The following is a 12797-nucleotide window of genomic DNA, read 5'->3' as shown; positions in this document are numbered from 1 at the left end:
TTTAAAAAAGTGGTTCTTTAAAGTGATACTTGAAATGCCAATATTAATTGAGAGGCTAAGACATTTATTAATGTCTTAGCCTTAATTTATTGTTAAAATAGGGAGTAATGTGAGACTATTAACTGAATTAAAGATTAAACTATTTTAATGACTTTAAAATAATGGGGCGTTACATAAATAAAAAATGATTCAAAGGAGCCAATCATGAGAGTTAATGACAAAGTTTTAGTAGAAAATATAAATGACTATTTTACTCATAAAGGGCTTTCTCCCAATTTAATAGATGATATTAAAGAGAAACTAAAAAAAGATTTGAAAAAATCTGAAGCAAAAGATGAAGATTATATAGAATATAGACGTAAATCACCAGCGGAAATTATATTAACTATACAACGTAATTTATTCACTTTACAATTGAATCCTATCATATTTTTTATCGTGAATTTTATTTTGTTATCTTACTTATATGATAAACAATATGTGCCATTCCAAGCAGCAACAGGCACCTCTATTTTTTATTGTCTAGTGATTTTACCCATTTCAATTTTTATATATTTAAGGATTGATTGGAAGAATTATCTATATAGTAATAAATTTGAAATGGTTATAGGGTTAGGAGTCGCTGTCGTATCGATGGTACTTGTTGTCTTACAAGGCTTTAATATCAATTTAGGCATTGTTGCTGTTACAATTTATGCACATCAAGCTGTATTTTTTATCGGAATTTTATTTAGTATATCAGGTTTGTATTTTAGAAGATTAGAATTTACAGGTATTGGTTTACTTTTATGTCAAAAGACTATTGATGCCATGATAAGCAACTCAAGTATTACACAAATTGCCTCTATAGTTATATGGATTTTACTACTTATTGTGATTATTTATTACACTATTCGAATTTCTTCACGAAACTAATATCAATTTTTGGATTAATTAAAAAGTGAACTGAAACACGTGCCGTTTATTCAAAGTCTTATGACTACAAAATGGTACGTGTTTTTATTGTACCTAAAGTGTTTATAAAACATATCAGATTATAAAATAATTAAAAATAAAAAATATAGCATACGCACTTTCGAAATGGGGTATATTACTTTTGTAAGGGGAGGTGACCCATAATGAAAAAATTAGTAACAAACTGTAACAACGAGATTGCTTACATCCGAGAGGGTCAAGGTTTTCCTATTATATTAATCCATGGACTAGATGGTAATATGGCTTCGTTATTTAGTTTGAAAGAGGGCTTAAAGCAACATTACGAAGTTATTGTTTACGATGTTAGAGGCCACGGTAAATCATCTAAACCCAATTCATTTAATTTAGAAGATCACGTAGAAGATTTAAAGGGATTGATGACAAAGTTAGATATTTCAACGGCGCATATTATTGGGCATGATATGGGCGGTTTGATTGCAAAACATTTTAGTGATAGATATAACTCGATGGTAAAGACGCTAACATTGATAGCTTGTAACTTAATTGATAGCGTACATGGATTAAATAAATTGATGATTGAACATCAAGATGAAATTGAAGGTTTCGATAAATCAGAATCACTCATTTTATTGTTACCATATATGTATCAAGCAGAGGATAAAGCAAAAAGATGGTTCCAAAACCAATTAATTTATAGTAGACAATCGGCTGAAGATAGTGCAGTAGCCACGAGAGCGTTAATGGAATTTCCAGTATTTAATAAAGATGTCGTTATTAAAAATACGGATACACCTACATTAATTATTAATGGGAAGTATGATCCATTAGTTCCTATTGAAGTAATAGAAAAGTATCATTATGCATTTACTTCATTACAAATGATAGAATTTGAACATTCTGGTCATGCACCTCATATAGAAGAGCCAAAGCATTTTTTAGATGTTTATAGCGATTTTATAAATGCTACAGAATATCAAAAATATTAAAGTGATATTTTTGGTATTCTTTTTTTATACATTGTTTTAATGGTAAGCACTTGTAAACTATGACTTACATAAAAATAAGCCTAAAACATAATGAATCATGTCTTAGGCTTATTTTTATTTTGCATAGGCTGATTTAAATAAAATAAGTGCTTCTAACAAGGGGTGTAAGTTACTTATTAATCAGTTATGTCTAACTAGAATGGTTAGAAACCACATTTGAAACATAAAGTTTTTATCATTCTAATTCTGTTAATGAAAAATTTATACTTCGTTATCGTCGTTTGCTGCTTTAATACGATCGTTAACACGTGATAATAACTCATTAATTTTCTTACGTTGTTTTGTGTTTACTAAAATTAATACAGTTCTTTCATCATGTTCATTACGTTTTTTATCGAAGTAATCTTCTTGTGATAAGTTTTTAACTGCTTTAACAACTTGAGGTTGTTTATAGTTTAAGTGGTTAATAATATCTTTTAAATAATATTCTTCACTTTCGTGCTCGCTGATATATGTTAATACAGCAAACTCCTCAAAACTTACAGAAAATTCCTTTTTGATAATACCTTTTAATTTATCAGCGTAAGTAACCATAGCTAATAATTCAAAACAATCATTGATTTTGGTGATAGCCATCCTATTATTCCTCCCTAATTCTATATGCCCAATCAAATATACATATTAAAAATGTTTTTGTATAATTATTTGTCTTAATTCAAAGTGTAAAACAAAGAGTTTATCATAATCTATGGCTTAATTATATTTGGGTAAAATATATTAAAACCACTATTATTTAGTTTATTATAACTAAATAAAAATAGAAAGTAAACAAAAAACTGTTTAAGCGTTACGTAAATGATTTCAGATATTAATTCAATTCTATACATACCAATGATTGAATTGAAATTAATATATCTTTGTTTCAATTTGTCGTAATTTGATAAAAATAGTAAATAAGCGTTTTGTATTTAAAGATAATTGCTATTTATACAGTGCACATCTAATTTTTAGACAGCACTGCATCAACGTTTCTAGCGATTATGTCTCCTTGTTTTAAACCTTCAATAATTAATACATCTTTTTTATTACCCATATTTTGTGGTTTGATAACCCGTTTAATAAATTTTTTATTTCTTTGTAAAAAAACAAATTTATTATCATATATTGCAGTTTTTGGTATTACAATTTTTTTTATTAGATTTTTCGATATTATAATGCCTGCCATATAATGTTTTAAAGTTAGTACTTATTTCTACATTATATTGTGAATGTTTAGCTGCTGGATCAAATTGTAATGGTAATTTAGAAATATACTTTATTTCACCAGTGAAACTTTCTTGGTTATCATCTTTAAGCAATACTTTATCATTTTCATGTAATTGTGCTATAAGTGATTCAGAAACAACAGACTTGATTATAGCATTAGAATTAAAAATTTGCAGAATAAGTTCTTTATCTTTAGTAGGAAAATTTTGGTTTATATGGATGTTACCTTCAAAAGGAGCATATATGACGGTACGTAATGTTGATTGTAGTGATTCAATTTCTGATTGAGTTCGGCTGATTTCATTACTAATAATTGACTGTAATCGTGTTTTTTTTTGTTTTAAGTGTGAAAGATATTTTTGCTTCTTAGCGATGAGATGTTCGGTGGTCGGATTGTAATATTCGAAGAGTGGTTGATGTTTTTTTACAATGTCATTATTTTTTATAAACCAATTATGAATATAACCTTTATCTGTTTCTAATAGTATTTTTGTTATTTGGGTTGGGGACTGTATGCCTGAAAAGTGATAGGAGGGTTCGTACTTAATTTTAATAGTTTCTATATGAGAATTTGTCTGATTAGGGGACGTTGATTTTAAGTAAAACCAACAAAATAATGCCATACTACTTAAAATTATTATTAATGTAAGTAATACAAAAAATTTTCGCAATGAGGTCACCTCTTGTTGTTAATATGGTTTGATTATACAGTGAAAATGACTTAATTTGCTATAAAAAAAGTGCATCATTTACAGTTTGATAAAAGTAAATGACGCACTATCACAATTTTAAAATAATCTTAGCAATATAATACCAATCATAATGGCTATAATCCCTGAAATTTTACGTGGTGTTACTTTATTAACATTTGTGCCTAAGAGACCAAAATGATCTATGATGATACCCATTAGCATTTGACCTAGCATAACAATAATAGTTGTTAGCGCAGCGCCTAAATGTGGCATCAAGATAATATTTGTTGTTACGAAGATTACACCTAATATGCCACCGATAAAATAAATGGGTTTTAATTTGCCTTGTTTATTATTAAAAGTTGCAACTTTAAGACTTTTGTTAAATATCAGTGTCAATATAAACAATACAATGGTTCCAACTGTAAAGGATATAAGTGATGCCATTATTGATGAATGTAGTTGCTGACCCAACGCACTATTAATAGCTGTTTGGATAGGTGGGCAGAAGCCAAATATAAAGCCAATAATAAGCCATATATATACCGTTGAATGTTGTGCTTTGTCTTTAGGATCTCGTCGGACATAATTCATAAGTAAAATGCCGAAAATTAAAAAAAGGATTCCTAATACTTTTAGTAAGGTAAAAGTATGTTTATCGGCGCCGAACCATCCAAAGCTATCAATTGCCACGCCCATCATAATTTGGCCTGCTACAGTCATAACGACTGTTAAAGAAGCGCCTAAACGAGGTAAAAGTAATAGATTCCCTGTTAAGAAAATAACACCTAGCATACCACCAACAAACCATTGATAATTTAACGATTGATTGCTATAAAATTGCCCCGTAAAGACATGGGGATTAATAATAAGATTAATTAAAATTAAAAAAAGAGTTCCTGTTGCAAATGAAATCGTTGATGCATAGAATGAAGATCTTGTATATAAACTCAATCTAGAATTGATTGAAGTTTGAAATGGAACTACCATTCCTGCAACAATACCAATGATATATAAGAGAAACATTAAATCACGCTTTCCTTCGAGATAACTATATTATAAAGGAAGGATTAATGTATGCATACATTAAAATTAGGAGCAGAAATATATGTATATCAGAGAAAATAATGTACACAACAAACAAAGTATAATAAAATACGTATGTTGATGTTTTTTATATAATAAAAATTAACAAATTTAATGTATTTTGAATAATGAAAGTAATTTTAGAAGTGAGTGACTATAGATATTGAAACAACTTTCCATAATTCGTCTTTTAGATGAGGAAACTTTTTTTGTTGGTGCAGGCAGTAACGATCAAATAAAAAAGAATCAATTTATAGAAGTGTTAAATCCTAGACGGACCTATAAAAATTTAGCTCAAATTGTTGAAGTTTATGATAAATATTCAATGTGTAAAAAATTGGGTAAGAAGAAGATATTTTTTGGTGATACCGTTAGGCTAAGACCTTCGAGAGATTAATGATAGATTAGAATAGAAAAGTAGCCAGTTGATTATTATGATGTGACATTTATTATTAACCAGCAAAAAGGCCTGAAACATTTGTTTCAAGCCTTTTTGCGTAATGATTTTAATTATAGTCCATTACGTCGTAGTTACTAGATAATTAATTTTCAAATATAAGTTTAGTAGATTTATCTATAATTTGTGCAGCATGCGCTGTTTTAGGAATGCCTGCTTTCGGTCTCAAAATATCTAACTGAATTAATTTGACCATCCCTTCTTTTACGGCGGCTTCATTTATAAAGTGCTCGATTTTGGGTATTTGTAATTTAACCGTCTTATTAACAGCATCGTTGAAAATAAGTTCTAACGTTTGTGACATATTCTGTTTCCTCCTTAATTAAGCGTTTCTGTCTTAATGACTTCAAGTTTGTCAAATTTTTCTCCTGTGATTTGCTCTATAATGGATTTGAAACTTTTAAGTTGTTCAGGTTTTACGTCTGTATTTAAATTAGTGAACTGACGCTTGAACTGACTAGCTTTACCATTTTTGTCGAACAATGTACGAGATAATGTAACTGCGAGTTGACTTATATTATTCATTATAATTGACCTCCTTTCACTATATATATCGACTGAGAATAGCAAAACGGTCAAAAAAATTAAAAAAATTTGTATTAAACACTTTCATGTGACATAAATGTCATATATTATTAAATAAGAAACATTTATGGTGTGAGAGGTGAAAATATGAATCAAGTAGATCCTATTAGGGATACTGAAGAAATTAAATCAATGTATAAAGTATTGAGCTGTAAGTCTAGGCGGGATTATTTACTGTTTAAATTTGCAATACATACAGGGGTTAAACTATCTGAATTATTGAATTTATGTGTGAATGATGTCAAAGGAGCAGATAATCACATAAAATTATATTGGCTTGAAGACCATGCACCTAACATTTATATCAAATTACCTGATGATTTAAGAAGTGAGTTATTTGATTATATAAATGAGGAAGGTCTAAAGGAAAATCAATTGTTGTTTCAATCAAATAGAACATTTAAAGGTTTATCGAGGCAACAAGCCTACCGAATTATACATGCGGCTGCTAACGACTTAGGAATGTTGCATATTGGTTTGACCACTTTGAGGAAAACATTTGCATATCATGCTTATCAATCAGGTATATCTATATCTATTATTCAAAAATACCTCGGCCATCAAACTACTTATGAAACGATGAAATTTATAGGTATTTCTACAAAGAAAAGTAATACGACAATAGCGTTAAATTTATAAATTACAATTAAAGGGGGAATACGATGAGTTTAGTCTATCTACTTGGAGCTTTATTTTTAATAATGTTACTTTTATTAGCAACAATGGCTACACCTAAAATCCAAAGATTTGCAGGTCATATCGCACTCTTAGCACCCATCGTTGCCTCTATATACTTTTTATGGCAATTACCACAAGTAATGCACGGGCATTTTGTATCAGTAAAAATACCGTGGCTTACATTGTTGGATATTAATATAGATTTTAGATTGGATGGCTTAAGTTTATTCTTTAGCTTGTTGATTTCACTTATTGGATTAGCGGTATTTTTCTATGCTATTCAGTATCTATCAAAAGAACATGATAATTTACCACGTTTTTATATATATTTATTACTTTTTATGATTAGTATGTTAGGCGTAGTTACTGCAAATAATACCATTTTAATGTATGTATTTTGGGAATTGACGAGTGTTTCTTCATTTTTACTAATTGCATATTGGTATAGTAAAGGTGAGAGCCAATTTGGTGCGATTCAATCGTTTATGATTACAGTGTTTGGTGGACTTGCTTTATTGGTAGGGTTCATCATGGTCTATACTGTAACAGGTACGAATTCTATATCTTCTATTATTGAGCAAAGTGATAAGATTGCTGAAAGTAATTTTTTTATCCCAATTGTTATATTATTCTTGATTGGTGCATTTACAAAGTCAGCACAGTTTCCGTTCCACATATGGTTACCGAAAGCAATGGCTGCACCTACACCAGTAAGTGCTTATTTACACTCTGCAACAATGGTTAAAGCAGGTATTTTCTTATTATTTAGGTTTACACCATTATTAGGATTGAGTGATTTTTATATTTATTGTGTGACATTCATTGGTCTAATCACCATGATATTTGGAGCAGTTAATGCAACAAGACAGTTTGATATGAAAGCTATATTAGCTTATTCAACAATAAGTCAATTAGGTATGATTGTTGCTATGGTTGGTTTAGGTGGTGGATTTGCACAACACCCTACTGGTACATTATCTGAAGCATACGGATTCATCTTATTTGCAGCATTATTCCATCTTATGAATCATGCGTTATTTAAAGGTGCATTATTTATGGGTGTAGGTATCATTGATCATGAAACAGGTACGAGAGATATCCGTCGATTGTCTGGATTAAGAAAGGTTTTTCCAATCACCCACATCGTTATGTTATTATCAGCGTTCTCTATGGCCGGTATACCATTCCTAAATGGGTTTCTTAGTAAAGAGATGTTCTTTGATGGCCTAATTAGTGCGGTTGAACTACCTCAGTTTAATCTTTCATTAACTATAGTTATAACAGTTATTGGGGTTTTAGCAAGTATCTTTACTTTAATATATTCAGCTTACATGATTAAGGAAGTATTCTGGGGAGATTATCAAAAAGCAGATTTACCGATAAAATCACCACATGAACCGTTTGTCTTTACTCTACCTTCTGCAATTATGATGATTTTATTACCGGTTATCTTTTTTGTCCCAAATGTTTTTGGACATTATGTTATTTTACCGGCATTTCGAAGTATCACAATTGGAGAAAAAGTAGATAATTTGGCGCCACATATTGCTCAGTGGCATGGCTTCAATTTACCTCTCATATTAAGCATTATTGTAATAGTTGTTGGGTTTACGATGGCCCTTAAAATAAATTGGAAAAATTATGCTAATAAACTTAAGGTGAAATCTATCACCGACTTATATTTGGGTTCATATAATCAATTAGAACACTTTTCTGGTTATGGGATTCGTACTTTAATGAATAACCGCTTAAATCATTATATTACATTGACTTTATTAATATTTAGTATGGTTGTCATTTATGGGATTGTTCAAGCAGGCTTCCCACACGTCAAACAGATTCATGTCAGTGAATTTGGTCCAATTGAAGTAATTACATTAATCGTTGTATTTGTACTCGGTATAGCTTTAACGTTTATTCGTCAACGTTTAACTATGGTTATACTTAATGGGATTATTGGTTATTGTGTTACAATTTTCTTCATTTTAATGAAAGCGCCAGATTTAGCATTAACACAATTAGTGGTAGAAACGATTACTACGATTCTGTTTATCGTAAGTTTTTCAAGACTACCAAACGTCCCACGTGCTAAAGTACACAAAAAGCGTGAAGCAGTCAAAATTGTCGTTTCACTGTTGATGGCAATCATTGTCGTGACACTGGTATTTATCGCTCAACAAAGTGATTCAATGCCTACTATTTCAACGTTTTATCATGATGCTTATAATTTAGCAGGTGGTAAAAACATTGTGAATTCAATACTAGGTGATTTCCGTGCTTTAGATACATTGTTTGAAGGCATGGTGTTAATCATAGCTGGTTTAGGCATTTACACATTACTTAACTTTAAAGAACGGAGGGGTCAAGATGAAAGAGAATGATGTTGTATTACGAACGATAACGAAGATTGTCGTATTTATCTTATTAACTTTTGGGTTTTATCTGTTTTTAGCTGGTCATAATAATCCAGGCGGTGGCTTTATTGGCGGTCTCGTTTTCAGTTCAGCATTTCTATTGATGTTTTTGGCCTTCGACGTTAAACAAGTTTTAGTCGCATTACCATTAGATTTCAGAATTCTAATGATTTGTGGTTCTTTACTATCATTTATTACAGCAGTTGTACCTATGTTTTTTGGTAAACCGTTCCTTTACCAAACAGATGCATATGTACAGCTACCATTGCTAGGTGAAGTACATTTATCAACTGTAACGCTATTTGAAGCGGGTATTGTATTATCCGTTGTAGGTGTGGTTGTTACAGTGATGCTTTCAATTAGTGGTGGTCGCTCATGAATCTTATATTATTAATGGTTATAGGCTTTTTAATATTTATTGGAACGTATATGATATTATCAGTCAACTTAATAAGAATCGTAATTGGTATTTCAATTTATACACATGCTGGTAATTTAATCATTATGAGCATGGGGCAATACGGCGGGGATATGGTCGAGCCTTTGATTGGTGAAGGTAGTAAAAATTTTGTTGATCCTTTATTACAAGCAATTGTACTAACAGCAATTGTAATTGGTTTTGCAATGACGGCCTTTCTTTTAGTACTTGTTTATAGAACATATCGTGTAACTAAAGAAGATGAAATTGATGTACTGAGAGGTGATGACGATGATGATGAGTAATCTGTTAATATTGCCATTACTTCTACCAGCCGTATGCGCCTTGGCACTTGTCTTTATTCGTACACACAGTAGGTTATCTAGAATATTTTCAATCGGAACAATGGCCTTAACTACAGTTATATCCTTATTATTGCTTATTTATGTGATGTACAATAAGCCGATTGCATTAGATTTTGGTGGCTGGAAAGCACCATATGGTATTCAATTCGTTGGAGATTCATTAAGTTTATTGATGGTTGTAACATCAAGTTTTGTCGTTACGCTCATTATGGCTTATGGATTTGGACGTACTGAAAAAAGAGCAATCCGTTACTATTTACCGAGTTTTATTTTATTCTTAACGGTTGGAGTAATCGGTTCATTCATGACGGCAGATTTATTTAATATTTATGTCATGTTTGAAGTTATGTTATTAGCATCTTTCGTACTTATTACACTAGGGCAATCAATTGAACAATTACGTGCTGCAATTATCTATGTTGTACTTAATATCTTAGGCTCTTGGTTGTTGTTGTTAGGTATTGGTTTGCTATATAAATTAACAGGCACATTAAATTTTGCTCTTGTAGCACAAAGATTAAATGAAATGAATGATAAAAGTTCAATTGTTATTGTTTCTATGGTCTTCTTAATTGCATTTGGAGCTAAAGCAGCCTTAGTGTTGTTTATGTGGTTACCTAAAGCTTATGCCGTGTTAAATACAGAGTTAGCAGCGCTTTTTGCAGCATTAATGACCAAGGTAGGTGCTTACGCATTAATCCGTTTCTTTACATTGATTTTTGATGAACATAACGGTATTTCACACCCATTGTTAGTCTTTTTAGCTTGTATCACTATGCTGATTGGTGCATTCGGTGTACTTGCTTATAGAGATATTAAGAAAATTGCGGCTTACCAAGTGATACTATCGATTGGATTTATTATTTTAGGTTTAGGATCAAATACTTTTGCGGGCGTAAACGGTGCGATTTTCTATTTAGCAAATGATATTGTAGTTAAAACTTTATTGTTCTTCATTATTGGTAGTTTGGTTTATATTACTGGTTATAGACAATATCGAAGCCTGTATGGATTAGCGAAACAAGAACCATTCTTCGGCGTAGCATTTGTTGTAATGATTTTAGCTATTGGTGGTGTACCACCATTTAGTGGGTTCCCAGGTAAAGTGTTCATTTTTAAAGGGGCAATCGAAAATGGTAACTACATTGCTTTAATATTAATGATAATTACTAGTTTAATAGCCATGTTCAGTTTGTTTAGAGTCTTCTTTGTGATGTATCTTGGTAACGAACAAAAAGGAGAGACAATGGTATTTAAAAAAATACCACAATATCGTAAAGCATTAATAGGTACTTTAGTAGCAGCTATTATTGCAATGGGACTTGCTGCGCCATTGATTTTCAAAGTTACTGAAAATGCGACACACTTAAATATGGATGATGGTTTGTATGAAAAAATGGTTAATCCGCACTTAGTGAAGGAGGATAAATAATGAGACAAGTCTTACTTAATATCGTAATTGCCTTTTTATGGGTCCTTTTTCAAGATGAAGATTCTTTTAAAGTATCGACCTTTTTCGCAGGTTACCTCATAGGTTTATTGGTTATCTATATTTTACATCGTTTCTTTGGACAACAATTCTATTTGAAAAAAGTTTGGGTCAGCATTAAGTTTTTAGTAGTTTATCTTTATCAGCTAATTACTTCAAGTATTACGACAATCAATTATATATTATTTAAAACAAAGGACTTAAATCCTGGATTAGTAACTTATGAAACAACTTTAGATACAGATTGGGAAGTATCTTTCCTAACAATTTTAATTATTATCACACCTGGATCTACAGTTATTAGAATTTCGAAAGAAAAGCAAAAGTTCTTTATACATGCTATTGATGTTTCAGATAAAGAAAAGCAGAAATTACTGAAAAGTATCAGACAATATGAAGGACTCATATTGGAGGTGGCAGAATGATTGAATATCTAATAGACTTCTTTATTACGAGTGCGCTGATTATATTTGGCATAGCTTTGTTACTAACACTATTTAGATTGATAAAGGGTCCGACTACTGCAGATAGAGTAGTTGCATTTGATACTGCCAGTGCAATATTAATGTCGATGGTTGGATTGTTAAGCATCGTGTTCGGCACATTCTCATTCTTGGATTCGATATTACTCATCGCCATTATTTCCTTTGTAAGTACAGTGTCGATTTCTAGATTTATAGAAGGGGGGCACGTCTTCAATGCAAATAACAAGCGAAATCGTTAATCTTATTGCAGCCTTTATGATATTTTTAGGAAGTATTATAGCATTAATTAGTGCCATTGGTTTAATTAAATTCCAAGATGTCTTTTTACGTAGTCATGCGGCAACGAAAAGTTCAACGTTATCTGTATTATTGACTCTTGTGGGCGTTATCATATATTTTATTTCGTCACAAGGTTATTTAAGTGTAAGACTTATTCTCGCTTTAGTGTTTATTAATTTAACATCTCCTGTTGGGGGACACTTAATTTCTCGTGCAGCATACCGTACTGGCGCGTATATGTATAGAAAAAGTGATGCCCCTAGACAAACGAATATTTTATTGAGTGCTACTGAGAATAACACATTTGAACAATTAAAAAAGCGTGCACATGAGCGTGAAGAACGTAGAAAAAAAACGTATGAAAAAGAACATGATTACTAATTTGTTTCAAGGAGACACTTCTCATATTTTAAGAAGTGTCTTTTTGTTTAAAATGACTTAATTAACCATAATTTTACTTTAAAGTAGAAAATTGTAGTTTTTAGGTGCATTACGTTTAAGGGATAGTCTATAAAATGATAAAATAATATATATTTGTAATTATGTTAATTTTTAAATTAATTATCAAATTGGGGATGAAAAACGTTTGGTATTTGATGAGTAAGAGTTTGAAACACAATATATTCAATTAAAGACAATATTATTTTATGTTTCAACCTCA

At 30.8% G+C, this 12797-nt stretch carries 16 protein-coding genes; 11 read left to right on the top strand and 5 right to left on the bottom strand.

The features are described 5' to 3' along the window. Window positions 1-204 precede the first annotated feature (204 nt). Window positions 205-915: a hypothetical protein gene (locus ACSUE0_RS08380; RefSeq protein WP_436956947.1), complete on the top strand. Its 711-nt coding sequence runs from the start codon at window positions 205-207 to the stop codon at window positions 913-915. A gap of 203 nt (window positions 916-1118) precedes the next feature. Continuing rightward, the gene (locus ACSUE0_RS08375; RefSeq protein ID WP_119614343.1) at window positions 1119-1922 is read left to right on the top strand and encodes an alpha/beta fold hydrolase; all 804 of its coding nucleotides are present in this window, start codon (window positions 1119-1121) and stop codon (window positions 1920-1922) included. A gap of 261 nt (window positions 1923-2183) precedes the next feature. On the opposite strand, the gene sarA is transcribed toward ACSUE0_RS08375, so the two are convergent. From sarA to ACSUE0_RS08360, 3 genes are all read right to left on the bottom strand, one after another. Beyond that, complete coding sequence (gene sarA, locus ACSUE0_RS08370) at window positions 2184-2558, bottom strand: global transcriptional regulator SarA (protein ID WP_017722642.1); 375 nt, start codon at window positions 2556-2558, stop codon at window positions 2184-2186. A gap of 521 nt (window positions 2559-3079) precedes the next feature. Further along, the gene (locus ACSUE0_RS08365) at window positions 3080-3859 is read right to left on the bottom strand and encodes an efflux RND transporter periplasmic adaptor subunit (protein ID WP_436956945.1); all 780 of its coding nucleotides are present in this window, start codon (window positions 3857-3859) and stop codon (window positions 3080-3082) included. Window positions 3860-3976: 117 nt separating this feature from the next. After that, a complete protein-coding gene (locus ACSUE0_RS08360) occupies window positions 3977-4906 on the bottom strand; it encodes a DMT family transporter (protein ID WP_436956943.1) in 930 nt (309 codons plus the stop codon). Between the two features lie 223 nt (window positions 4907-5129). Between ACSUE0_RS08360 and ACSUE0_RS08355 the strand changes: the two genes are divergently transcribed. Then, window positions 5130-5363 (top strand): hypothetical protein, encoded by a 234-nt coding sequence (locus ACSUE0_RS08355; RefSeq protein ID WP_017722639.1) that lies wholly within the window; start codon window positions 5130-5132, stop codon window positions 5361-5363. Window positions 5364-5508: 145 nt separating this feature from the next. On the opposite strand, the gene ACSUE0_RS08350 is transcribed toward ACSUE0_RS08355, so the two are convergent. Both ACSUE0_RS08350 and sroA read right to left on the bottom strand, forming a co-directional pair. Further along, complete coding sequence (locus tag ACSUE0_RS08350) at window positions 5509-5727, bottom strand: DUF2922 domain-containing protein (RefSeq protein ID WP_436956941.1); 219 nt, start codon at window positions 5725-5727, stop codon at window positions 5509-5511. 14 nt (window positions 5728-5741) lie between these two features. Continuing rightward, window positions 5742-5948, bottom strand: coding sequence for a sigS mRNA-stabilizing protein SroA (gene sroA, locus ACSUE0_RS08345; protein ID WP_119614346.1), 207 nt, complete (start codon window positions 5946-5948; stop codon window positions 5742-5744). A 147-nt stretch (window positions 5949-6095) separates the two neighbouring features. On the opposite strand from sroA, the gene ACSUE0_RS08340 reads away from it, so the two are divergent. From ACSUE0_RS08340 to ACSUE0_RS08305, 8 genes are read left to right on the top strand one after another with little or no spacing between them, the layout of a single operon-like run. Further along, window positions 6096-6647 carry a tyrosine-type recombinase/integrase gene (locus tag ACSUE0_RS08340; RefSeq protein ID WP_119614347.1) on the top strand — a complete coding sequence of 184 codons (552 nt, stop codon included), beginning with the start codon at window positions 6096-6098 and terminating at the stop codon, window positions 6645-6647. 23 nt (window positions 6648-6670) lie between these two features. Further along, window positions 6671-9067 carry a DUF4040 family protein gene (locus ACSUE0_RS08335; protein ID WP_119614348.1) on the top strand — a complete coding sequence of 799 codons (2397 nt, stop codon included), beginning with the start codon at window positions 6671-6673 and terminating at the stop codon, window positions 9065-9067. Beyond that, window positions 9054-9479, top strand: a complete 426-nt coding sequence (gene mnhB2 / locus ACSUE0_RS08330) for a Na+/H+ antiporter Mnh2 subunit B (RefSeq protein ID WP_017722634.1) — start codon at window positions 9054-9056, stop codon at window positions 9477-9479. The genes ACSUE0_RS08335 and mnhB2 overlap by 14 nt, the downstream gene beginning before the upstream one ends. Next, window positions 9476-9823 (top strand): Na+/H+ antiporter Mnh2 subunit C, encoded by a 348-nt coding sequence (gene mnhC2, locus ACSUE0_RS08325; RefSeq protein ID WP_436956938.1) that lies wholly within the window; start codon window positions 9476-9478, stop codon window positions 9821-9823. The genes mnhB2 and mnhC2 overlap by 4 nt, the downstream gene beginning before the upstream one ends. Next, window positions 9813-11315, top strand: coding sequence for a Na+/H+ antiporter Mnh2 subunit D (gene mnhD2, locus ACSUE0_RS08320; protein ID WP_119614350.1), 1503 nt, complete (start codon window positions 9813-9815; stop codon window positions 11313-11315). The genes mnhC2 and mnhD2 overlap by 11 nt, the downstream gene beginning before the upstream one ends. Next, complete coding sequence (gene mnhE2, locus ACSUE0_RS08315; protein WP_119614351.1) at window positions 11315-11797, top strand: Na+/H+ antiporter Mnh2 subunit E; 483 nt, start codon at window positions 11315-11317, stop codon at window positions 11795-11797. The genes mnhD2 and mnhE2 overlap by 1 nt, the downstream gene beginning before the upstream one ends. Then, window positions 11794-12096 (top strand): Na+/H+ antiporter Mnh2 subunit F, encoded by a 303-nt coding sequence (gene mnhF2 / locus ACSUE0_RS08310; protein WP_029377793.1) that lies wholly within the window; start codon window positions 11794-11796, stop codon window positions 12094-12096. The genes mnhE2 and mnhF2 overlap by 4 nt, the downstream gene beginning before the upstream one ends. Next, the gene (locus ACSUE0_RS08305) at window positions 12071-12517 is read left to right on the top strand and encodes a Na+/H+ antiporter subunit G (RefSeq protein WP_119614352.1); all 447 of its coding nucleotides are present in this window, start codon (window positions 12071-12073) and stop codon (window positions 12515-12517) included. The genes mnhF2 and ACSUE0_RS08305 overlap by 26 nt, the downstream gene beginning before the upstream one ends. Window positions 12518-12797 lie beyond the last annotated feature (280 nt).

It is taken from the genome of Staphylococcus sp. AS1337 (assembly GCF_051408735.1).
Taxonomy (GTDB): Bacteria; Bacillota; Bacilli; order Staphylococcales; family Staphylococcaceae; genus Staphylococcus; species Staphylococcus xylosus_B.
The sequence above is the reverse complement of the archived record's forward strand: the minus strand, read 5'-3'. Positions and strand labels throughout refer to the sequence as shown.